24 protein-coding genes are annotated in these 20,674 nt (G+C 75.6%); 15 read left to right on the top strand and 9 right to left on the bottom strand.

What is annotated here, in order from left to right:
- Positions 1 to 17: 17 nt before the first annotated feature.
- Positions 18 to 392 (top strand): YchJ family protein, encoded by a 375-nt coding sequence (locus RHODO2019_RS05755; RefSeq protein ID WP_265384041.1) that lies wholly within the window; start codon positions 18 to 20, stop codon positions 390 to 392.
- Here RHODO2019_RS05755 and RHODO2019_RS05750 read toward each other — a convergent pair.
- From RHODO2019_RS05750 to RHODO2019_RS05740, 3 genes are read right to left on the bottom strand one after another with little or no spacing between them, the layout of a single operon-like run.
- On the bottom strand, positions 370 to 1,194 hold the full coding sequence (locus RHODO2019_RS05750) for an SGNH/GDSL hydrolase family protein (RefSeq protein ID WP_265384040.1): 825 nt from the start codon (positions 1,192 to 1,194) through the stop codon (positions 370 to 372). The two genes, RHODO2019_RS05755 and RHODO2019_RS05750, sit on opposite strands and share 23 nt — an antisense overlap.
- Positions 1,191 to 2,036, bottom strand: coding sequence for a PPK2 family polyphosphate kinase (locus RHODO2019_RS05745; protein ID WP_265384039.1), 846 nt, complete (start codon positions 2,034 to 2,036; stop codon positions 1,191 to 1,193). The genes RHODO2019_RS05750 and RHODO2019_RS05745 overlap by 4 nt, the downstream gene beginning before the upstream one ends.
- Positions 2,037 to 2,039: 3 nt before the next feature.
- Positions 2,040 to 2,540, bottom strand: a complete 501-nt coding sequence (locus RHODO2019_RS05740) for a hypothetical protein (protein ID WP_265384038.1) — start codon at positions 2,538 to 2,540, stop codon at positions 2,040 to 2,042.
- Between the two features lie 186 nt (positions 2,541 to 2,726).
- Here RHODO2019_RS05740 and rocD point away from each other — a divergent pair, with 186 nt between their 5' ends.
- Together rocD and RHODO2019_RS05730 are read left to right on the top strand one after the other, a co-directional pair.
- Positions 2,727 to 3,950 (top strand): ornithine--oxo-acid transaminase, encoded by a 1,224-nt coding sequence (rocD, locus tag RHODO2019_RS05735; RefSeq protein ID WP_265384037.1) that lies wholly within the window; start codon positions 2,727 to 2,729, stop codon positions 3,948 to 3,950.
- A 77-nt stretch (positions 3,951 to 4,027) separates the two neighbouring features.
- Entirely contained in the window at positions 4,028 to 4,366 is a 339-nt protein-coding gene (locus tag RHODO2019_RS05730) for a GNAT family N-acetyltransferase (protein ID WP_265384036.1), read from the top strand.
- A 52-nt stretch (positions 4,367 to 4,418) separates the two neighbouring features.
- Here RHODO2019_RS05730 and RHODO2019_RS05725 read toward each other — a convergent pair whose 3' ends face one another.
- Both RHODO2019_RS05725 and zapE read right to left on the bottom strand, forming a co-directional pair.
- The gene (locus tag RHODO2019_RS05725; RefSeq protein ID WP_354005582.1) at positions 4,419 to 6,089 is read right to left on the bottom strand and encodes an ABC-F family ATP-binding cassette domain-containing protein; all 1,671 of its coding nucleotides are present in this window, start codon (positions 6,087 to 6,089) and stop codon (positions 4,419 to 4,421) included.
- Positions 6,090 to 6,198: 109 nt separating this feature from the next.
- Positions 6,199 to 7,233 carry a cell division protein ZapE gene (zapE, locus tag RHODO2019_RS05720; RefSeq protein WP_265384034.1) on the bottom strand — a complete coding sequence of 345 codons (1,035 nt, stop codon included), beginning with the start codon at positions 7,231 to 7,233 and terminating at the stop codon, positions 6,199 to 6,201.
- Positions 7,234 to 7,268: 35 nt separating this feature from the next.
- On the opposite strand from zapE, the gene RHODO2019_RS05715 reads away from it, so the two are divergent.
- From RHODO2019_RS05715 to msrB, 9 genes are all read left to right on the top strand, one after another.
- Entirely contained in the window at positions 7,269 to 8,015 is a 747-nt protein-coding gene (locus RHODO2019_RS05715) for a pyrimidine reductase family protein (protein WP_265384033.1), read from the top strand.
- A 106-nt stretch (positions 8,016 to 8,121) separates the two neighbouring features.
- Entirely contained in the window at positions 8,122 to 8,598 is a 477-nt protein-coding gene (locus RHODO2019_RS05710) for an Asp23/Gls24 family envelope stress response protein (protein ID WP_265384032.1), read from the top strand.
- A gap of 11 nt (positions 8,599 to 8,609) precedes the next feature.
- A complete protein-coding gene (locus tag RHODO2019_RS05705) occupies positions 8,610 to 8,960 on the top strand; it encodes an Asp23/Gls24 family envelope stress response protein (protein WP_265384031.1) in 351 nt (116 codons plus the stop codon).
- A gap of 43 nt (positions 8,961 to 9,003) precedes the next feature.
- Positions 9,004 to 9,183, top strand: coding sequence for a hypothetical protein (locus RHODO2019_RS05700; protein WP_265384030.1), 180 nt, complete (start codon positions 9,004 to 9,006; stop codon positions 9,181 to 9,183).
- Entirely contained in the window at positions 9,180 to 9,632 is a 453-nt protein-coding gene (locus RHODO2019_RS05695; RefSeq protein ID WP_265384029.1) for a hypothetical protein, read from the top strand. Before RHODO2019_RS05700 ends, RHODO2019_RS05695 begins: the two co-directional genes overlap by 4 nt.
- 1 nt (position 9,633) lies before the next feature.
- Positions 9,634 to 10,902, top strand: a complete 1,269-nt coding sequence (locus RHODO2019_RS05690; protein ID WP_265384028.1) for a DUF6286 domain-containing protein — start codon at positions 9,634 to 9,636, stop codon at positions 10,900 to 10,902.
- 36 nt (positions 10,903 to 10,938) lie between these two features.
- The gene (locus RHODO2019_RS05685) at positions 10,939 to 12,531 is read left to right on the top strand and encodes an alpha/beta hydrolase (protein ID WP_265384027.1); all 1,593 of its coding nucleotides are present in this window, start codon (positions 10,939 to 10,941) and stop codon (positions 12,529 to 12,531) included.
- A 28-nt stretch (positions 12,532 to 12,559) separates the two neighbouring features.
- Positions 12,560 to 12,874, top strand: coding sequence for a hypothetical protein (locus tag RHODO2019_RS05680; protein WP_265384026.1), 315 nt, complete (start codon positions 12,560 to 12,562; stop codon positions 12,872 to 12,874).
- Between the two features lie 72 nt (positions 12,875 to 12,946).
- On the top strand, positions 12,947 to 13,363 hold the full coding sequence (msrB, locus tag RHODO2019_RS05675; protein WP_265384025.1) for a peptide-methionine (R)-S-oxide reductase MsrB: 417 nt from the start codon (positions 12,947 to 12,949) through the stop codon (positions 13,361 to 13,363).
- Between the two features lie 185 nt (positions 13,364 to 13,548).
- Here msrB and hemQ read toward each other — a convergent pair whose 3' ends face one another.
- Genes hemQ through hemE form a run of 3 tightly spaced genes read right to left on the bottom strand, consistent with a single transcriptional unit; the run spans position 13,549 to position 16,704 of the window.
- Entirely contained in the window at positions 13,549 to 14,241 is a 693-nt protein-coding gene (gene hemQ / locus RHODO2019_RS05670; RefSeq protein WP_265384024.1) for a hydrogen peroxide-dependent heme synthase, read from the bottom strand.
- 4 nt (positions 14,242 to 14,245) lie between these two features.
- The gene (locus RHODO2019_RS05665; RefSeq protein ID WP_265384642.1) at positions 14,246 to 15,622 is read right to left on the bottom strand and encodes a protoporphyrinogen oxidase; all 1,377 of its coding nucleotides are present in this window, start codon (positions 15,620 to 15,622) and stop codon (positions 14,246 to 14,248) included.
- Positions 15,622 to 16,704 carry a uroporphyrinogen decarboxylase gene (hemE, locus tag RHODO2019_RS05660; RefSeq protein WP_265384023.1) on the bottom strand — a complete coding sequence of 361 codons (1,083 nt, stop codon included), beginning with the start codon at positions 16,702 to 16,704 and terminating at the stop codon, positions 15,622 to 15,624. The genes RHODO2019_RS05665 and hemE overlap by 1 nt, the downstream gene beginning before the upstream one ends.
- An 89-nt stretch (positions 16,705 to 16,793) precedes the next feature.
- Here hemE and RHODO2019_RS05655 point away from each other — a divergent pair, with 89 nt between their 5' ends.
- From RHODO2019_RS05655 to RHODO2019_RS05645, 3 genes are all read left to right on the top strand, one after another.
- On the top strand, positions 16,794 to 17,393 hold the full coding sequence (locus tag RHODO2019_RS05655; protein WP_265384022.1) for a DUF3000 domain-containing protein: 600 nt from the start codon (positions 16,794 to 16,796) through the stop codon (positions 17,391 to 17,393).
- Between the two features lie 124 nt (positions 17,394 to 17,517).
- Positions 17,518 to 18,207, top strand: a complete 690-nt coding sequence (locus RHODO2019_RS19205) for a response regulator transcription factor (RefSeq protein WP_290428892.1) — start codon at positions 17,518 to 17,520, stop codon at positions 18,205 to 18,207.
- A 50-nt stretch (positions 18,208 to 18,257) separates the two neighbouring features.
- Positions 18,258 to 19,547: a ribonuclease D gene (locus RHODO2019_RS05645; protein ID WP_265384021.1), complete on the top strand. Its 1,290-nt coding sequence runs from the start codon at positions 18,258 to 18,260 to the stop codon at positions 19,545 to 19,547.
- 14 nt (positions 19,548 to 19,561) lie between these two features.
- Here the strand turns inward: RHODO2019_RS05645 and RHODO2019_RS05640 are convergent, their stop codons facing one another.
- Positions 19,562 to 20,662, bottom strand: a complete 1,101-nt coding sequence (locus tag RHODO2019_RS05640; RefSeq protein WP_265384020.1) for a sensor histidine kinase — start codon at positions 20,660 to 20,662, stop codon at positions 19,562 to 19,564.
- Positions 20,663 to 20,674: the final 12 nt, after the last annotated feature.

Raw genomic sequence — 20,674 nt, 5'->3', positions numbered from 1 at the left:
TCGAGCACACTGACCGGGTGACCCGCCCCGTTCGCTGTCCCTGCGGCCTGCCGGCCACCTACGACACCTGCTGCGGCCGGCTGCACGCCGGTGGTGCCGCGGCCACCGCCGAGGCCCTCATGCGTGCGCGCTACAGCGCCTTCGTCGTCGGCGACGCCCCGTACCTGCTGCGGACCTGGCACCGCACCACCCGCCCGGCCGTCCTCGAGCTCGACCCCGGCGTGCGCTGGACGCGGCTGGAGGTCCTGGACCGCACCGGCGGAGGGCTGCTGGAGTCCACCGGCACCGTGCAGTTCCGCGCGGTGCACGCCGACGGGGTGCAGAGCGAGGACAGCGAGTTCGTCCGGGTGGACGGGGCGTGGACGTACCTCAGGCCGCGGGGACCGGCGTGAGCGGCCCCAGCGCGACCAGGGCGTCGGCGATGGCCTGGTGGCCGGCCTGGTCGGGGTGCTCCCCGTCGGCGGCGAGCAGCCCGGTGGGGTCGCCCTCGCCGTCGACACCCTTGAACGGCGTGGCGAGGTCGGCGTAGGCCGCCCCCTGCTCGGCGGCCGCGGAGGCGATGACGGAGTTGACCTGGGTGGTCAGCGCCGCACTCGCGGTGAGGAAGCCGGGACCGTACTCGTCCTGCGCGACCTCACCGTCGGGGAAGACGTTCCAGTACCCGGTGACGACGATCCGGGTCGGCTGCCCCGCCCGGAGCGCGGTGATCTCCCGCAGCACCTGCACGAGGGTGCTGCGCAGCTGCGGGAGGTAGGGCTGGAAGCAGCCGAGACCGTCGCTGCCGCCGCAGTCGCCGGCGAGGTAGCTGTCCAGCTGGGTGGAGAAGTCGTTGGCGCCGATGGTGACGGTCACGACGTCCGCCCCGGCCACCGCCGCGGCGTCGTCCCCACCGGGCTGCAGGGCCACGAGCAGGTCGCTGCTGGTCCACCCGCCCACACCGAGGTTGGTCACGTCCACTCGAGCGGAAGCGGCCCGGGCGAGCTGCTTCCCGTAGAGCTCGACGAACGGGGTGCACCCGTCGCACTCGTCGCCGGCGGGGATGGAGTCGCCCAGACCCACCAGGGAGACCACGGAGCCGGTGGTCGGGCTCGGGGGCAGCTCGACGTGCACGGCGGGAGTGGCTCCGCCGGCGCACCCGGCGCCCAGGGCGGCGACGAGCACCGCGGCGGCCGCCACCCCGAGGGCCCCGCTCACGGACGGGTGGCCAGCAGGGCCGCGCGCTCGGCGACCACGTCGTAGGTGGGCGGGGGGAAGTGCGGGTCGAGCTCGTCGAGGGTCTCGGAGAGCACGGCGCCGACGGCCCAGCGGGAGTACCACTTGCGATCGGCGGGGACCAGCAGCCAGGGAGCCGCCGCCGTGGCGCACCGCTGCAGCACGTCGGCGTAGACCCGCTGGTAGTCGTCCCACCGCGACCGGTTCAGCCGGTCCTCGGGGGTGTACTTCCAGTGCTTGTCCGGGTCGTCGAGCCGCGCGGTCAGCCGGTCGAGCTGCGCTCGGGAGGACAGGTGCAGGAACACCTTCACCACGGCCACCCCGGAGTCGACGAGCTCGGTCTCGAAGGCGTTGATGGCTTGGATCCGCCGCTCGAGCTCGGCCGGCTCGGCGAGGTGCTCCACCCGCGCCACCAGAACGTCCTCGTAGTGCGAACGGTCGAAGAAGCCGACGACACCGGGAGCGGGCAGCGCACGACGCACCCGCCACAGCACGTCGTGCTCGAGCTCCTCGGCGGTGGGACGGCCGAAGGAGCTCAGCGCCACCCCCTGCGGCTCGAGCAGGCCTCCCACGGCACGGACCACACCGCCCTTGCCCGCGGTGTCCATGCCCTGCAGCACCAGCAGCACGCGCCGCGAGCCCCCCGCCCGCCCCTCCGCCCAGAGTGCCTGCTGCCGGTCGACCAGGTGCGGACCGAGCTCGGCCAGCGCCCGCCGACCGGCCTTCTTGTGGCGCGGCCCCACCGGGGTGGCTCGACAGCCATGGGTGGCCAGGTCCACGGGCACCCCGACCGGCAGGCGGAAGTGTGCCCGCACGTCGGACACGGATCAGCCCGCCTTGGGCGCGACGCCGCGGGCGGTGCAGAGGGCGTCGGCGGCGTCCAGCGCGGTCCGGAGCCGGGTCGGGTCCACCGTGACCGGCGTCTTCACCGGGTCCGCCCCTGCGGGCAGCCCAGCCGCGAGCTGGGTGGAGAGGTCGTCCACGGAGGCCACCAGCTCGGTGAAGGCCTCCTGCAGCTGAGGGTCGGCCGGCACGCTCGCCCCGGAGACGACGCCGCGGAAGCTCACGAGCACCAGGGCCACGGCCGGGCCCAGCACCGGCTTGGCCGAGGACGTGGCGACCACCTGGCGCGGGTTGCCGGTCGCGCCGGCGTAGGCGGTGCACGCGCTCACCGAGACGTCGCCGGTGGGCGTCGCGGCCGCGGTGGTCGGCACCGCCTCCGAGCGGGCTGGTGCGGCGGGGGTGCCGTTGGCGCTGCAGCCCGCGAGCGCGACGAGCGCGACGGCCCCCAGTCCGGTCAGTGCTGCGGTGGTGGCTCGACGGCGCACGGGCCGGTCCTCCTGGTGGTCGGTGCGTGCGCCGGGTGCGGCACGTGTCCCCCAGGGTGCCACGACCGCGGCACCGGGGTGCTGCTGCAACGATCCGTCACGGTCGTGTGATCTGGCGCAAAGAACCCGCGCTGGACGCAGCGTTCGATGGATGTTTCGTGCACGACGTGCCTCTAGCCTGGAGACATGACGCTCACCAGCAGCCTGTCCGCCGACCTCATCGCCCGTGACGAGCGGTGGAGCGCGCACAACTACCACCCGCTGCCCGTCGTCATCGCCGAGGCCGAGGGCGCCTGGGTCACCGACGTCGAGGGTCGTCGCTACCTGGACTTCCTCGCCGGCTACTCGGCGTTGAACTTCGGCCACCGCCACCCGGCGCTCGTCGAGGCCGCCGTCACCCAGCTCGGCCGCGTCACGCTGACCAGCCGCGCCTTCCACCACGACCAGCTCGGCGCCTTCTGCCACGAGCTGGCCGAGCTGACCGGCACCGAGATGGTGCTGCCGATGAACTCCGGCGCCGAGGCCGTCGAGTCCGCGGTGAAGGTCGCCCGCAAGTGGGCCCACCAGGTCAAGGGGGTGCCCGACGGCACCGCCGAGATCATCGTCATGGCCGACAACTTCCACGGCCGCACCACCACCGTGATCAGCTTCTCCACCGACAGCTCCGCGCGGGCGGAGTTCGGCCCGTTCACCCCGGGCTTCGTGACGGTGCCCTACGGCCCGGACGACCCCCAGGCCCTGGCGCTCGAGGCGGCGATCACCCCTCGCACCGCCGCCGTGCTGCTGGAGCCCGTGCAGGGTGAGGCCGGGGTGGTCGTGCCGCCGACGCCGTGGTTGCGGCGGGTGCGCGAGCTCTGCACCGCGAACGACGTGCTGCTCATCGCCGACGAGATCCAGTCCGGGCTCGCCCGCACCGGCGACCTCCTGGCCCTGGACGACTCCGGCGTGCGCGCCGACCTGTACACCCTGGGCAAGGCGCTGGGCGGCGGCATCGTGCCGGTGTCCGCGGTGGTGGGGCGCGCGGACGTGCTCGGGGTGCTCAAGCCCGGCGAGCACGGTTCCACCTTCGGTGGCAACCCGCTGGCCTGCGCCGTGGGTCGCGCGGTGGTCGAGCTGCTGCGCACCGGCGAGTTCCAGGCGCGGTCGACCGAGCTCGGGGCGCACCTGCACGGCCGGCTCGGCGAGCTCGTGGGCCACGGGGTCGCCCGGGTGCGCGGGCGCGGGCTGTGGGCCGGGGTGGACCTGGCCGACGGCGTCTCCGGGCGCGCGGCCAGCGAGGGGCTGATGGCCCGGGGCGTGCTGTGCAAGGAGACCCACGGGGCGACGCTGCGGATGGCCCCGCCGCTCGTGGTGACCACGGCCGAGCTCGACTCCGCCGTGGACGCGCTGGCGGACGTGCTCGCGGGCTGAGCCCGCCCCACATCGCCACCGAGCTCACCCCGGCCCGCTTCGCCGCCCGGCTGGCCGATCCCGCGCAGACGGTGCTGGTGGCCGCCGACGGCGGGTTGCACGGCTACGTGCTGCTCGTGCGCGCCGAGCCTCCCGACCCCGAGGTCGCCGAGGCGCTGACGCACTCCCCCACCACGGAGCTGAGCAAGTGCTACGTGCGGCTGGAGCACCACGGGAGCGGCCTCGCCGCCGGGCTGCTCGCCGCCGGGCTCGCGGTCACCAGCACCCCCGGGATGTGGCTCGGGGTGTCCTCGCTGAACTTCCGTGCCCAGGGCTTCTACGGCAAGCAGGGGTTCGCCCCCGTCGGCCACAAGAACTTCACGGTGGGCAGCCAGACCTACCGGGACGTCGTCATGGAGCGGGCCGTCACCGGCTGACCCCGGCCGGGTGCGGACCGTCGGGGGCCGTGGTGGTGGTGCGTGCGGACCATCACACCTGGCGCGTCCGCACCACCCGGGTCTCGTCCCACACGGGCTCGTCGGTCGCCTGCACCACCCCGTCGGAGCGGAAGACGAGGAACCGGTCGAAGCTCTCGGCGAACCAGCGGTCGTGGGTCACGGCCAGCACCGTCCCGGTGAACGACCCGAGCGCGCCCTGCAGCGCCTCGGCGGAGACCAGGTCGAGGTTGTCGGTCGGCTCGTCGAGCAGCAGCAGCGTGGCGCCGCCGAGCTCGAGCAGCAGCACCTGCAGCCGGGCCTGCTGCCCGCCGGAGAGGGTCTCGAAGCGCTGCTCGGCCTGGTCGACCAACCCGTAGCGGTCCAGCGCCGACGACGCGGCCGAGCGGCCCATCCCCGCGCGTCGCCCCTCCCCGTTCCACAGGATGTCCAGCAGGTCGCGCCCGACGAGCTCGGGGTGCGCATGGGTCTGCGCGAACATCCCCGGCACCACCCGCGAGCCCAGCCGCACCGTGCCGGTGTGCGCCACCCCGGGCACCGCGGTCAGGGCCCCGTCGTGCGGCAGACCGGCCAGCAGCCGGAGGAAGTGGCTCTTGCCGGACCCGTTGGAGCCGAGCACGGCCACCCGGTCGCCGAAGAAGACCTCCGTGCTGAACGGCTGCATGAGCCCGGTCAGCTCCAGGTCCTCGCAGGTCACCGCCCGCATCGCCGTGCGACCGCCGGCCAGGCGCGGGGCCAGGGTCTGGGTGCGGGGCAGCGCGGGCGGCGGCCCCTGCTCCTCGAACTTCGCGAACCGCGTCTGCATCGCGTGGTAGCGGTTGGCCATGTCGGGGCTGATGGCGGCCTGCTGGCGCATGGTGAACACGAGCTGGCGCAGGCGCTCGTGCTCCTCCGCCCAGCGCTTGTGCAGCTCGGCGACCTTCTCCCAGCGAGCCTGCCGGGCCTGGGGCCACGTCGCGAACGGCCCCGGGTGCGTCCAGGCGGTGCCGGCCTCCAGGGTGACCACCGCGGTGGCGGCCTCGGCGAGCAGCGCCCGGTCGTGGCTGATCAGCAGGACGGCCTTGGGGGTCGAGCGCAGCTGGTCCTCCAGCCACCGCTTGCCCGGCACGTCGAGGTAGTTGTCCGGCTCGTCGAGCAGCAGCACCTGGGCCTGGCCGCGCAGCAGCGCCTCCAGCGCGAGCCGCTTCTGCTCACCGCCGGACAAGGTCGAGAGGTCCCGGAAGCGGGCCCCGTCGAAGGGCACCCCCAGCGCCGCGGTGCACACCACGTCCCAGGCGACCTCGGCGTCGTAGCCTCCCACCTCGGCCCACTCCGACAGCGCGTGGGCGTAGCGCATCTGGGTGGGCTCGTCCTCGCAGTCCATCATCGCGAGCTCCGCGGCGGCGAGCTCGGCCGCTGCCTCCCGGACCGGCAGCGGGCTCACGGCCAGCAGCAGGTCGGCCACCGTGCGGTCGGCCCCGTCCGGATCCTGGGAGGCGGAGCCGATGAACTGCGGCATGACCGCGAGCCCGCCCTGGACCCGCACCGAGCCTGCGGCCGGGGCGAGCTCGCCGGAGAGGGTGCGCAGCAGGGTCGTCTTGCCCGCGCCGTTGTCGCCCACCAGCGCCACCACGGCCCCGTCACCCACCTTGAGCGTGACGTCGGCGTACAGCTCGCGGCCGTCGGGCAGCACGTGCCGCAGCCCGACGGCGTCCAGGAGACCCATGGCCACGATCGTGCCGGAGCCGTCAAACCCGTTCGGCGCGGACGCTCGGTGCCGGGTGCGGACCGCCCGGGCCGGTGCTGGGGGTCCGCGCGGACACCCCGGCCGCGGGTCAGGCCGCCTGCGCCCGCTCCAGCCGGGAGAGCGCCACCAGCCGCGAGGTCGCCCGCAGGTACTTCTTGCGGTACCCGCCGGCCAGCATCTCCTCGGTGAACAGCGCGTCCAGCGGCGCCCCGGAGACCATCACCGGGATGTCGTGGTCGTAGAGGCGGTCGGCCAGCACCACCAGCCGCAGCGCCGTCGACTGGTCGCCCGCCGGGTGCACGCCGCTCAGGTGCACGGCCGTGACCCCGCGCACCAGGGCGCCGTAGCGGGAGGGGTGCAGCGAGGACAGGTGCTGCACGAGCGCGTCGAAGTCGTCCAGGGTGGCCCCGCCGGTGGCCTGCGCGTGGGCGACCAGCGCCGCCTCGTCGACGGGGTCCGGCGCCGGCGGCAGGTCACGGTGGCGGAAGTCCGGCCCGTCCACCCGCACCACGTCGAAGCGCGCGCTGAGCGCCTGGATCTCGCGGAGGAAGTCCTCGGCGGCGAAGCGGCCCTCGCCGAGCTTGTCCGGCAGCGTGTTCGAGGTGGCGGCCACGCACACCCCGGCGTCCATCAGCTCGCCGAGCAGCCGGGACACCAGGGTGGTGTCGCCCGGGTCGTCGAGCTCGAACTCGTCGATGCACAGCAGCCGGTGCTCGGAGAGCCGCTCGACGGCGGTGCGGTAGCCCAGCGCGCCCACGAGGTTGGTCAGCTCCACGAAGGTGCCGAACGACTTCGGCTCGGGCGCCAGGTGCCACATGGAGGCCAGGAGGTGGGTCTTGCCCACGCCGAAGCCGCCGTCGAGGTACAGCCCCGCGCCGGTGGCGGGCTCCTTGCGCCGGCCGAACAGCCCCTTCTTGGCGGCACCGCCCTGCACGCGCTCGGCGAAGGCCTCGCCGGCCACCACGGCCGCCGTCTGGCTCGGCTCGGCCGGGTCGGGCCGGTAGGTGGCGAAGCTGACGTCGTCGAACATCGACGGCGGCACCATCTCCGCGACGAGCTGCTCGGGGGCGAGCACCGGGCTCCGGTCCGCGAGCCGTGGGACGTCCGGGGGGCTGTCGACCATGCGGACCACGCTAGTGGCGTGCTCTCATTCCCACCGTGCACCGCCTGGGACGTGAGACCGAACAGACAGAGCTGACCGAGGACGACCTCCGCGCGCTCTACGCCTACCCCGAGCTCGACGGGACGCCGTGGGTGCGGGCGAACTTCGTCTCCAGCGTGGACGGGGCCGTCAGCCTGGACGGGACGTCCGAGGGGCTCTCCTCCCCCGGCGACAAGCAGGTGTTCGGGGTGCTGCGCGAGCTCTGCGACGTGGTCCTGGTGGGGGCCGGCACCGTCCGGGAGGAGGACTACCGCGGGGTGCGCACCTCGCAGCGCCGCCGCACGGCCCGTCACGGTCGCGGTCAGTCCGACGTGCCCCCGGTGGCGGTGGTGACGTCGAGGGCGCGCATCGACCCCACCTCGGCGCTGTTCACCGACACGAGCGTGGCGCCCATCATCCTGACCACCGAGGACGCGGATCCCGGCCGGACCCGAGCCCTGCAGTCCGCGGGCGCCGAGGTCCTCGTGGTCGGCGAGGACCGGGTGGATCCCGCCCAGGCCCTGGAGGCGCTCGCGCAGCGCGGCCTCGTCCGGGTGCTCTGCGAGGGGGGGCCGGGCCTGTTCGGCGACCTTCTCCTCGCCGACCTCGTGGACGAGGTTTGCGTGACGACGGCCCCGCTCGCGGTGGCCGGCGGCGCGGGCCGGATCGCGCGCTCGGCCGCCGTGACGACCACCCGGCTCCAGGTCGCGCACGTGCTCAGCGACGACGGGGCTCTGATGACGCGCTGGGTGCGCCGCACCTGAGTGCTCTGAAGGGAGGACCCACCGGGAGGGAGGTGGCAGTCTGGGGCTCCGCGGCCAGCACCACCCAGGCCACCGACCCGCGCCGACCCGAGGAGCTGCACGACACATGTCCGAGACCCCCAGCACCGAGACCTCCCTCGAGAAGCCCACCACCACCACGACCACCGCCGCTGTCGTGCCCGGCGGCGAGCGCTCCCTGGGCAAGACCACCATCGCTGCCGCCGTCGTGCAGAAGATCGCGGGCATCGCCGCCAAGGAGATCGACGGGATCGACAGCCTCGGCGGCTCCGTGTCCCGGGCGTTCGGCGCGATCCGGGAGCGCATCCCCGGCGGAGGGGCCTCCGCCGGGCAGGGCGTGTCGGTCGAGGTCGGCGAGAAGCAGGCTGCCGTCGACCTCGACCTCGTCGTGGAGTACGGCATCTCCATCACTGAGATCACCCAGGCCGTGCGGCGCAACGTCATCAGCGCCGTCGAGCACATGACCGGCCTGGAGGTCATCGAGGTCAACATCTCCGTCCACGACATCGTGCTGCCGACCGAGGAGCGTCCGGCCCCTGTCGCGGCCGCCTCCCGGGTGGAGTGAGCAGGGCTCCCATGAGCACCCCCGCCGTGCCTGAGCCCCGCGAGCGGACCCTCGACGTGTCCGAGCGCATCGCCGCGCGGCTGCTGGACCACCCCGACGTGGCCGAGCTGCACGGCGGTCCGCACGGCACCACCGCCACCCACCTCCCCGGTCGCCGCGTCGTCGGGGTCCACGTCGGCACGGTCGCCGACGGGGTGAACGTGACGGTGGTGCTGCACCTGCGCCGGCCCGTCCGCGCCGTCGCGGCCGAGCTGCAGCTGGCCGTGCGCGCGGTGCTGAGAACCCCCGAGTTCCCCGTGCACGTCACCATCGCCGACGTCCTCACCCCCGACGAGGCACCGCCGCGGCCGCGGGTGCGCTGAGCCCGCTCCCCCCGAACCCCAGCCCCACCCTCCGGAGGACCGCATGACCACCACCCCGACCGGAATGATCGCGGGCCTCGTCGTCGGGCTCGCAGCCGCCTTCGGCGGCCTTCGCCGGGTCGTCGTGGTGATCGCGGCCGGGCTCGTCGGGCTCCCCGTAGGGCGCGTGCTCGACGGCAAGCTCGACCTCGACGAGCTGCTCGGCCGAGGCCGGGACCGGTGACCGCGCCGGCCTCCCCCGGTGCCGATCCCGGCACACCCGGCGACCGGGGCACCCACCACCCCGACCCCGGCGACCGGGGCACCCACCACCCCGACCCCGGCGACCGGGGCACGACCACCATCGCGCCGCTCGTCCTGCGCAAGGTGGTGGAGCACGCCTGCGACACCACCGGCGCCACGGTCTCCGTGCGGCGCAGCTTCGTCGGTCGAGACGTCGACGCGCTGGGGGCGCGGGGCAGCGTCGCGGTGGTGACGGTGCTGGCCGCGGACGCGGTGGCCGTCCGCCTCGAGGTCGCGCTGCGCCGGCCCGCCGAGGTCCGCCGAGCCGCGTCGGTGGTGCGCCGCGCGGTGGACGACGCCCTGGCCCGCACCACCGGCCACCACGTGCGCACGATGGACCTGGTGGTGACGGCCCTGCCCGCCGCGAGCGGTGCCGGACGGGTGGCCTGAGGTGCCGCGCACGGTGCGGGCGCTGGGCCCGGCGCTCGGGCTGGTGCTCACCCTGGCCGGGCTGCTCGTCGTGGTCGAGGCGGCGGGCTCGCTGGCCGGAGCCGACCACGTGCTGGTGGACTGGCGCGGACTGCGCGACGGGGCGGGCTCGGGCAGCTGGTCCTCGCCGTCGGTGCGGCTGGTCTGCCTGCTGGTGACCGTGCTGGGCGGGGTGCTGGTGGTGCTGGCGCTGCGCGGCTCGCGGGCCGAGGTCACGCTGCGCACCGGGGACCCGGCCCTGGCGGGGACCACCTCGCGCCGGGCCGTCGCCCGGATCGTCGGCGCCGCGGTCCGCGCGGCCGACGGGGTGAGCGGCGCGGTCGACGTGGTGGTGGGGCGATCCACCGTCACCGTCCGGGTCACCCGCAGCGGGCTCGACGGCAACCACCCCGGCACCCTCACCGAGCGGGTCCGGGCGGCGGCCGCCACCGCCCTGGACACCCTGCCGCTGCAGCGCACCCCGACCGTGGAGGTCACCGAGCGCACCCCGGGCAACGCCCCCACCCCCGAGGAGCGCGCCGTGACCACCCCGGAGCCGGACGACCCCCGGCCGGCGGACCCCGCCGAGCCCGCCCCGTCCCCCGCACCGGATCCGGTGACCCCGGCCGCTCCCGGTCCCGCGGCCGCACGGGCACGCTCGGTGCGGACCTCCCGGCTGCGGGCCGAGCGGCTGCGGCTCGCCACGGTCGGTGGCGTGCTCGCGGTGCTCGGCGTGCTCGGGCTGCTGCTGGGCACCGGACCGCTGGGTGACGGGGGGCCGGTAGCCGACCCGGACCTCGTCTCCCGCGCCGGGCGGACCCCCGTGCTCAGCGCGATCGTGGCTGCGCTGGTCGGTGTCGTCCTCGCCGGTCTCGGGGGGCTGTGGCTGGTGCGGTCGCTGCGGCGCACCTCCGCCCCGGACCTCACGCTCGCCGTTCCCGAGGGTTGGGGCGACGGGACGGTCCTCGTGCGGGGGGCCGCCCTGGCCGAGGCCGCACGCACCGACGCCGAGCAGGTGCCCGGGGTGGCTCAGGCCCGCGCCCGCCTGCTGGGCACGGCCGCCGCGCCCGTGCTGGTCCTCGACCTCGTGCTGCACCGGGGGGCCGACCTCGGCACGGTCTTGCAAGGGGTGGAGCAGCAGGTCCTCGTGGCGGCCCGCACCACCGTGGAGCGTGACGAGCTCCCCACCGCGGTGCACGTGGAGGTGGAGGCCTCCCCCGGTGCCGGCGCCACGACGGCCCGCGTCTGCTGACCGTCCCCTCACCAGGGGTCTGCGACGATGCCCGCCGTGACACGACGCGGGGGCCTGCTCGCTCTCGGGCTAGCCCTCGGAACCGTGCTCACCGCGTGCAGCGCCGGTCCGTCCACCCGCCCGCCGCTGGCGCTGGTCGACGCCGCCGTGGCCCGCGGTGCTGGTGCCCCGACCAGCAGCACCACCCCAGCACCACCCACCGTCCCCGACCTGCAGGCGCCCGTCCCCGACCTGACGTGGACCGACTGCACCCGTCCCACGCTCACCCGGCTCGGGCTCACCGGCGGTCCGGCCGGCCTGGTGCTGGAGTGCGTCACCCTGGCCGTGCCGCTCGACCGCGCGCTGCCCGGTTCCACCACCCTGGGGCTCCTACGGGCACGGCTGCCCCAGACCCCCACCGGCTCCGCCCCGCTGGTGCTGCTGTCCGGACCCGACGCCCCCGCCACCACCACCCTGGCCCAGCTCGCCGTGGGTGTGCTCGGGGGCTCGCTGGGCATCCGCCCCGTGGTGGCCCTGGACCGTCGCGGCACCGGCACCTCGTCGCCGGTCACGTGCCTCAGCGCCGCCGAGCGGAGCGCCCTGGTGGACCTCGACGCCGGGGCGCCGGACGCCGAGGCCACCGCGCTGGCGCTGGGCCGCGAGGTGAGCCTGAGCTGCAGCGACGTGCTGAGCCCCGGGGATCTGGCCTTCGACGGCGAGCACGCCGCGGACGACGTGGAGCGGCTGCGGCAGGCCCTCGGGGTGGACACCCTGGCCGTGCTCGGCTCGGGCGGCGGGGCGGCGGTGGCCCTGCGCGACGGGGTGCGCCACCCCGCGCGGGTCTCGCGCCTGGTGCTCGACTCCCCGGTGCTGCCCACCACCGACCAGGCGAGCGCCGCCCACGACCAGGCCCGGGGCTCGGAGGCCGCGTTCGACGCCTTCTCCGCGGCGTGCGTGTCCGCCGGTTGTCCGGTGGGCGATCCGCGGGCCGCGGTCCTCGCCCTGCAGCAGCAGGCCCGGGCGCAGGGCGGGTTGCCCGCGGCGGGCGGGCGGCGGGCATCGGCGGGCGCCGTCCTTGGGGCGGTGCGGCAGGCCCTCACGGCCCCGGGGACGTCGACGGCCGCCACCCTGGGCCGGGTGCTCGCGCAGGCCCGTGACGGCGACGCCGGGGGCCTGCTGGCCCTGGTCGACGCGGCCACCGGTCGGGCCGCCCAGGGCGGGGACACCAGTCGGCAGGACGGTGAGCTCGTGGCGACGTGCAGCGACGCCGCGCTGCGCCCCACTGCCGCCCAGGTGGCCGACCTGGTGCCCCGCTGGAGCGCCGAGAACCCGCTGTTCGGGGCCGACGCGGCCACCCGCCTGCTGGTGTGCCTGCCCTGGTCCACCCCGCCCGCTGCCCCGGCACTGGCCGGTCTGGACGCCCTGCCGCCGGTCCTCGTGCTGGCGGCGGCGAACGATCCGGTCACCGGTACGGACGCTGCCACCACCGCGGTGCAGGAGCTGGCCACCGCCGGTGCCCACGCCACCGTGCTGCGCTGGCTGGGGGGCGGTCACCCGGTGCTGGGTTCGTCGTCGTGCACGGTGACGGCGGTGGTGGGCTACGTCTCCGACGGCGCGCTGCCCAAGCCCGGCACCGTCTGCCCGCCCTGACACCGGGGTGACGGCTACCGTGGCAGCTGTGCCCACCGTCAGCGACCGCCCCGAGGACGAACCGCGGCTGCCGCCGGGGCGCTTCGCCGAGGACCTGGTGGGACTGGATCCGGACGACCCGGAGGCGCAGGCCTTCGCGGAGCACCTCGACCGTGTCGAGCGGCACCGCTCCAGCTTCACCGTGGAGGGCTACCTGGCCGATGTCGGCGACTTCGCGGACTCCGCGAACCGGGCCGCGGGGATCCGGCGCACCGTGGCCGTGGCGGTCGTGGGCCTCATCCTCGTCGGGGTGCTCGTGGCCGTCTGGAACGCGCTCGGCATGATGCTGACCACCTTCTTCTGACCGTCCGCTGACGGCGAACGCCTCCGCCGTGACGCGGGCCGTGCACGGTATTAACGTGGAACCATGACTCCCGTGACCGGTTCGACCCCCGCCGTCGTCAAGTCCGACCAGGAGTGGCGCGAGCAGCTCACCCCCTCCGAGTACGCCGTGCTGCGCAAGGCGGGCACCGAGCCCGCATTCGTCGGCGAGTACACCGACACGAAGACCACCGGTGTGTACGAGTGCAGGGCGTGCGGTGCCGAGCTGTTCCGCAGCGACAGCAAGTTCGAGAGCCACTGCGGCTGGCCGTCCTTCTTCTCCCCGCTCGCCGGGGACGCGGTGATCCTCAAGGAGGACCGCGCCATGGGCATGCGGCGCGTGGAGGTCATCTGCGCCACGTGCCACAGCCACATGGGTCACGTCTTCGAGGGCGAGGGGTACGACACCCCCACCGACCAGCGCTACTGCATCAACTCCATCTCGGTGAAGCTCGTCCCCACCGAGGGCTGACCGACCTCTCGGCCGGAGCCCCCACTGCCCCCGCGGCGGTGGGGGCTGCGTCGTGCGCAGCCGCTCTGCGCCACCCGTCGTCGGCGCACACCGAACGGCTCGGGGCTTCCGACTGAGCGACGCGGCCCGTTGGGTGTGCGAGAACGACGGACCGGCGGGCGCACGGACGGGTCAGGCGCCCACCCTCAGGGCAGGGAGCGGACGAGCTCGGCGACGGGCACCCGCGGGCCGGTGAAGAAGGGGACCTCCTCGCGCACGTGGCGCCGTGCCTCCGTGGCCCGCAGGTCGCGCATGAGGTCGACGATCCGGTGGAGCTCCGGCGCCTCGAAGGCCAGCAACCACTCGTAGTCACCCAGCGCGAACGACGGCACGGTGTTGGCCCGCACGTCGGCGTACCCGCGGGCCGCCTTGCCGTGGTCGGCGAGCATCTGCCGGCGCTCCTCGTCGGGCAGCAGGTACCAGTCGACGCTGCGCACGAAGGGGTACAGGCACAGGTACGCACCCGGCTCCTCCCCCGCGACGAAGGCCGGCACGTGGCTCTTGTTGAACTCCGCGGGCCGGTGCAGGGCGACGTTGCTCCAGACCGGGGTGCTCGCGCGCCCCAGGGCGGTCTCGCGGCGCAGGGTCGAGTAGGTGTGCTGCAGCGCCTCCACGGTCTCGGCGTGCGTCCAGATCAGCCAGTCGGCGTCGGCCCGCATGCCCGCCAGGTCGTAGACCCCGCGGACGATGACACCGTTGCCCTCGAGGGAGTCGAGGAACTCCGCCGCCTCCGTGGCGGCGGCGCCACGATCGGCGATCGCCCCCGGCTCCGCCTTGAAGACGGAGAACATCGTGTAGATGACGGAGGCGTTCAGGGCTGCGTAGTCGAGGCGGGCCATGCCCTCATGGTGCCACCGGCGGTCCGTGCGCACCGCGGGCGGCCAGGTGCTCTGCGACACGCACCGCCGCCGCCGCTCCGGTGCCGATGCAGGCCGGCACCCCCACCCCGTGCAGCAGGGAGCCGGCCACCTCCAGCCCGGGCCGCTCCGCGACGGCCGCCTCGAGCCGTGTCACCACCGCGAGGTGGCCGGGTCCGTACTGCGGCAGCCCGTCGGTCCAGCGCTGCACCACCGTGTCGACGGGCACGGCCGAGACACCGTGCACCGCAGCCAGGTCCGCGCGCACCAGGGCCACCAGCTCGTCGTCGTCGCGCTCCAGCACCTCCGTCTGCCCGAAGCGTCCGAGGGAGGCCCGCAGCAGGACGGGGCCGTGGGCCGCGCGGTCGGGGGCCAGGTGCGGCCACTTGCGGCTGGAGTGGGTGAACGCCTTGGCGTGCAGGGCCTCTCCCGTGGCCACGAGCAGCCCTGAGGTGTCCGGCAGCTCGGTCAGCGCGGCGTACGCCAGTCCCACCACGGCCACCGAGGCCAGCTCCACCTCCACCGGGCGCCCCAGCAGCAGGGCCAGCACGGGGGCGGGCACGGCCAGCACCACGGCGTCGAACGGTTCAGCGCGTCCGTCCACCACGACGTCCCACCCCGCTGCGGTGCGGGTCACCGCCGTCACGGCCGCCTCCAGCCGGACGTCGACGGAGGCGGCGAGCGCGGCCAGCAGCACCTCGTACCCGCCGCGCAGCGCCCCGAACACCGGTGCTCCGGGCCGCGGCACGGGCAGCGCGGCGGCCACCCCGGCGAGCAGCCCGGGCGCTCCCGCGTCGAGCGCGGCCGCCAGGGTGGGCACCGCCGCCCGCAGGCCCAGGGAGTCCGCCGAGCCCGAGTAGACGCCGCCGAGCAGCGGGTCCACCGACCGGGCCACCACCTCGGGGCCCAGACGCGCCCGCACGAGCTCGCCCACGGTGGGGTCGGACCCCGGCGTCCACGCCCACGCGGCGGAGCCCTCCCCGGTGACCTGCACCAGGGCGGAGTCGGACACCACGCCACGCAGCGACTCCGCCGACGAGGGCACGCCCATCAAGGTCCGCGCCGGCAGCGGCCGCACCCGCCCGCCCGCGAGCACCGCGGGGGCGGCGTCGCCGGGGTGCACGAGCTCGTCGGCCAGCCCCAGCTCGTCCAGCAGCGCGGGCACCTCCGGCCGCCGGACGAGGAAGGCCTCGGCCCCCACGTCGTAGGCGGCGCCGGCCAGGGTCGAGGTCCGCAGGACACCACCCAGGCGGGACCCGCGCTCCAGCACCGTGATCCGGGCGTCCCGCCCCAGCAGGGTGCGCAGCCGGTGGGCGGCAGCGAGCCCCGAGATCCCCCCGCCGACCACCGCCACCGACGGGATCACGACGAGTGCACGAGCTCCACGACGCGGGTCAGCACGTCCGGGTCGGTCTCCGGCAGCACGCCGTGACCCAGGTTCACCAGGTGGCCCAGCGTGCCGTGCTCGGCGACGGCGGTGCGCCCCTCGGCGAGGATGCGACCGACCTCCCCCGCCACCGCGTCCCACCCGGCGAACAGCACCGCGGGATCCAGGTTGCCCTGCAGCGCCTTGCCGGGACCGACCCGCTGCGCGGCGACGTCGAGCGGGATCCGCCAGTCCACGCCCACCACGTCGGCGCCGGCCTCCCCCATGGCCCCGAGCAGCTCACCGGTCCCGACCCCGAAGTGGATGCGCGGCACCCCGGCGTCGGCCACCGCGGCCAGCACCCGGGCGGAGTGCGGCAGGACCAGCTCGCGGTAGTCGGCCAGGGAGAGCGCGCCGGCCCAGGAGTCGAACAGCTGCACCGCGTCCACCCCGGCGTCGAGCTGGGCCCGCAGGAAGGTGGTGGTGGTCTCCGCCAGGTGGGCGAGCAGCGCGTGCCACGTCTGCGGGTCGGAGTACATCAGCGCCTTGGTGCGCTCGTGGTTCCGGCTCGGGCCGCCCTCCACCAGGTAGGAGGCCAGCGTGAACGGGGCCCCGGCGAAGCCGATCAGCGGGGTGTCCCCGAGCTCGCCGACGAGCTGGCGAACGGCCTGGGCCACGGCGGCGACCTGCTCGGGCTCCAGCCGGGGCAGGGCCGCGACGTCGGCCGCGGTGCGCACGGGGTTCGCGATGACCGGCCCGGTGCCCGGCACGATCTCCAGGTCGATCCCCGCGGCCTTCAGCGGCACCACGATGTCGCTGAACAGGATCGCCGCGTCCACCCCGTGCCGGCGCACCGGCTGCAGCGTCACCTCGGTGACGAGGTCCGGGGTGAAGCAGGAGTCGAGCATGGCGGTGCCCGCCCGGACGGCGCGGTACTCCGGCAGCGACCGACCGGCCTGGCGCATGAACCACACGGGGGTCCGGCTCGGGGTGCCGCCGGCCGCGGCCACGAGCAGCGGCGCCTCCGGCAGGTGTCGACGGGGGCTGGTGGTCGCGGGGGCGCTGGCGTCGGTGCTCATCTCGCTTTCCATCCTGCCCCACCCCCCACCGACCCGGCAGCGGCGCGCCTGCCGCAGGCGGGGCGTCGGCGCGTCTAGCGTCCGCCGCTGTGACCGCGACCCAGTCCCCCACGACCCCCGAGGTGTTCCGCCGCGCCGTCGACGGGCTGTCCTCGGTGATGACGCGGGCCGAGATCACGCTCGGGCCGATCCGCCCGCCGCAGCAGCTCGCCCCGCACACCTACGCCCTCGGTGCCGAGGTGACCAGCGCCGAGGACGTCGACGCCTTCGGCCGGTTGATCCTGCTGCACGACCCGGACGGCCACGAGGCCTGGGACGGGACGCTGCGGCTGGTGGCCTACGTGCAGGCCGAGGTGGACGAGGCGCTCGCCGAGGACGCGCTGCTGCCCGAGGTCGCGTGGAGCTGGCTGGTCGACTCCCTCGCCGAGTCCGGGGCCGCCACCACCGCCGTGGGGGGCACCGTGACCGCCACCTCGTCGATCCGCTTCGGCGACATCGCCGGCCCGCGTCGCACGCACCAGGTGGAGCTGCGGGCCTCCTGGACGGTCGCCGGCAGCGGCACGGCCGAGGACGGCCAGGACGGCGCGGACGACCTCGCCGCGCACGCCGTGGCCTTCTGCACCCTGCTCGCCCAGGCGGCCGGTCTCGCGCCGGCCGGGGTGAGCGAGCTCAACGACCGACGAGGCTGACCCTGCCGGCAGACCGCAGGGTCGGTCTATCCTCCGCTGACCACGCCCGTGCCAGGAGGTCAGAGCCCATGCACCGTTCCGTCCACGGGTCCTCGGCGTGCCCCCGAACGGCAGAACTGGTCGCGTGAGAGTCCAGGACAGCCCTGGTCCGGCGGCCGCGCGGCTCCGCGAACCGGTGGATCCCGTCCTCGGGGCACCCGTGTTCAGCGCGATGGTGGTGGCGCACGCCCCGGACGTGCGTGCCTCGCTCGGCCTCGAGCTGGCGCGGCTGGGTGCCGATCCGCTGCACGAGGCAGGCAGTGCCGGCGAGGCGACCATCTGCGCCGTCACGTGGGGCATCTGCGAGCTCGCGGTGGTGGACCTCGACCTGCCCGACGGCATGGCGCTGCCCCTGGTGGGCGAGCTCCGCACGCGCGGGTGGCTGCGGGTGGTCGTCCTGGCGACGGCCGGCTCCTCCGACGACGCCGAGGCCGCGTTCGGGCTGGGCGCGCACGGCTACCTCGTCAAGGCCGCAGGGGGCGCCCAGGGGCGGATGCACCGCAGCGACCTCGACGGCGAGAACCGCCTGCGCGGTCGCGAGCCGTCGCCGGCCCGCGTGCTGGGCGCCGACGGGCTGCTCCGGGAGCTCTCCGGTCGCGAGGTCCAGGTCCTGCAGCTGGTCGCCCACGGACAGTCGAACAAGGACGTCGGTGAGCGGCTCGGGCTCTCCTCCCTCACCGTGAAGAGCCACCTCTCCCGGATCAGCCGCAAGCTCGGCACCGGGGACCGGGCACAGATGGTCACCCTCGCCATGCGTGCCGGCATCATCGACTGACCGCGGTCCGGCCTCCCCGATGCCGTCCCGGCAGGTCGTAGGGTCGTTGGGTGCCTGACGACGACACCCCCGCCCCCGCCTCGGCCGACGACGCGCCGTCCACGACCCCGCTGCTCGTCCCCGCCGACGGCGTCCCACCGGTCACCACCACCGCCGCCGCCCTGGCCGAGGCCTCCGGGCGCCTGGCCGCCGGCACCGGACCCGTCGCGCTGGACGCCGAGCGCGCCAGCGGCTTCACCTACTCCGCACGGGCGTACCTGGTGCAGCTGCGGCGGGCGGGCGCCGGCTCGTTCCTCGTCGACCCCATCCCCACCGCCGGCGCGATGGGCCCGCTGGCGGCCGCCCTGGACGGTCCCGAGTGGGTGCTGCACGCCGCCAGCCAGGACCTGCCGTGCCTGGCCGAGCTGGGTCTGCACCCCGCGTCGGTGTTCGACACCGAGCTCGCCGGACGGCTGCTCGGCCACGAGCGGGTCGGTCTGGCCGCGATGGTGGAGAACGTGCTCGGCCTGGGGCTGCAGAAGGGCCACGGCGCCGCTGACTGGTCGAGCCGGCCGCTGCCCGCGGACTGGCTGGTCTACGCCGCGCTGGACGTGGAGGTGCTGCTGGAGCTGCGCGAGGCCCTGGTGGTCGAGCTGGCGGAGCAGGGCAAGGCGGAGTGGGCCCGTCAGGAGTTCGAGCACGTGCGCCTCGCCGGCCCACCGGCCCCGAAGCCGGACCGCTGGCGGCGCACCTCCGGGATCCACACCCTGCGCAGGCCGCGCCAGCTCGCGGCCGTGCGGGAGCTCTGGCAGACCCGCGACGCCCTGGCCGCGAGCCGCGACATCGCTCCCGGCCGGGTGCTGCCGGACTCCGCGATCGCCGACGCGGCCCGGGCCGACCCCACCGACGTCGGCGGGCTCACCACCCTGAAGGTGTTCGGCGGTCGCATGCAGCGCAAGCAGGCCCGCACCTGGCTCGGGGCCCTGGAGCGGGCCCGCACCCTGCCGGAGGACCAGCTGCCCCCGACCGCCGCTCCGCACGAGGGCCCCCCGCCGGTCAGCCGCTGGGCCGACCGCGACCCGGCCGCCCACGCGCGGCTGACCGCCGCCCGCACCCTGCTCGTCGAGCTCGGCGAGAGCCACCGGGTGCCGGTGGAGAACCTGCTGCTGCCGGACCTGCTGCGCCGCACGTGCTGGACCCCGCCCGAGCAGGTGGACGCGGACGGGGTGGACGCGGCGCTGGCCGCCGGAGGTGCCCGCCCGTGGCAGCGCGAGCTGCTGCTGCCCGGCCTGGTCCCGGCCCTGCGCGCGAGCGCGCCGGAGGCACCGCGCGCGGAACCGGCTCCTGCCGCCACGGAGTGACGGAGCCCGGGCGCTCAGGGGGCGGGGAGCACCACGGTCACGGTGAGCCCGCCACCCTCCACGGGCTCGGCGTGCACCGTCCCGCCGTGCGCGGCCACCACCGCGCTCACGATCGCCAGGCCCAGCCCCGAGCCCCGGTGACCGGTGCGCCCCGGGCCGCCACGGTGGAACGGCTCGAACAGCGCGGCCACGTCGCCGACCACCGCTCCCGACGAGCTCACCACGAGGCCCGGGGCCCCGGTGCGCACGTGCAGCCAACCGCCGTCGCTGTTGTGCCGCACCGCGTTCTCCACGAGGTTGCCGACCACCCGGTCGAGCAGCGCCGGATCACCCACGGTGTGCAGCGGGGCGAGCTCGGTACCGACCCGCAGGTCGCGGCCACGCACCTCCCCGGCGACGGCCGCCAGTGCACCCGGCACCAGCTCGGCCACGTCCACCGGCTCGTGCACGTCCAGCCCGCTGGCCCGGCTCCGCGCCACCACGAGCAGTCCGGCCACCATCGCCTCGGCCCGGTCGGTGGCCGCCCGCAGCACCTCCCCCATCCGCCGCAGCTCCGCGACGTCGGCGTCGGGGTCGGCGAGGGTCACGTCGACCTCGGTGCGCATCACGGCCAGCGGGGTGCGCAGCTCGTGGCTGGCGTCGGCGACGAAGCGCTGCTGGGCGTCGAACGCGGCCTGCAGCCGGTCGAGCATGGTGTCGAAGGTCTCGGCGAGCTCCCGCACCTCGTCCCGGGGGCCGTCGAGGCGGATCCGCTCGTCGAGGCTCTCCTGCGAGAGCCGGCGGGCGGTGGCGGTGACCCGGTGCAGCGGCCGCAGCGCACGCCCGGTGAGGACCCAGCTGACCAGCGCGGCGGCCACCACCACGAGCGGGTAGGCCAGCGCACCCCGGCTGAGCACGGCCGACTGGGCCTGCGCCCGCAACGTGGCCGCGAGCACGCCGGAGTCGGTGACCACGCCGTCGACCACCACCGGCGCTCCCGCCGAGACCGGCAGGTCGTTGGCGACCTGCCCGGCCAGCACCCAGCCGAGCACCAGGAGCAGGGCACCGGCGAGCGCGACCACCACGGTCGCCAGCGCGGTCAGCCGCAGCCGCAGACCCAGGGACGGGCGGGACACGGCGCTGCGGGG

It is taken from the genome of Rhodococcus antarcticus (assembly GCF_026153295.1).
In the GTDB taxonomy this organism is placed as follows: domain Bacteria; phylum Actinomycetota; class Actinomycetes; order Mycobacteriales; family Mycobacteriaceae; genus Rhodococcus_D; species Rhodococcus_D antarcticus.
Note: the sequence above shows the minus strand (reverse complement) of the source record. Positions and strands in the feature narration are given on the sequence as shown.

Excerpts from the sequence above, each read along its gene's own strand:
- rocD (WP_265384037.1), top strand. The coding sequence starts at position 2,727 with ATGACGCTCACCAGCAGCCTGTCCGCCGACCTCATCGCCCGTGACGAG.
- RHODO2019_RS05725 (WP_354005582.1), bottom strand. The coding sequence starts at position 6,089 with ATGGGTCTCCTGGACGCCGTCGGGCTGCGGCACGTGCTGCCCGACGGC.
- zapE (WP_265384034.1), bottom strand. The coding sequence starts at position 7,233 with ATGGTCGACAGCCCCCCGGACGTCCCACGGCTCGCGGACCGGAGCCCG.
- RHODO2019_RS05710 (WP_265384032.1), top strand. The coding sequence starts at position 8,122 with ATGTCCGAGACCCCCAGCACCGAGACCTCCCTCGAGAAGCCCACCACC.
- RHODO2019_RS05705 (WP_265384031.1), top strand. The coding sequence starts at position 8,610 with ATGAGCACCCCCGCCGTGCCTGAGCCCCGCGAGCGGACCCTCGACGTG.
- RHODO2019_RS05700 (WP_265384030.1), top strand. The coding sequence starts at position 9,004 with ATGACCACCACCCCGACCGGAATGATCGCGGGCCTCGTCGTCGGGCTC.
- hemQ (WP_265384024.1), bottom strand. The coding sequence starts at position 14,241 with ATGGCCCGCCTCGACTACGCAGCCCTGAACGCCTCCGTCATCTACACG.
- hemE (WP_265384023.1), bottom strand. The coding sequence starts at position 16,704 with ATGAGCACCGACGCCAGCGCCCCCGCGACCACCAGCCCCCGTCGACAC.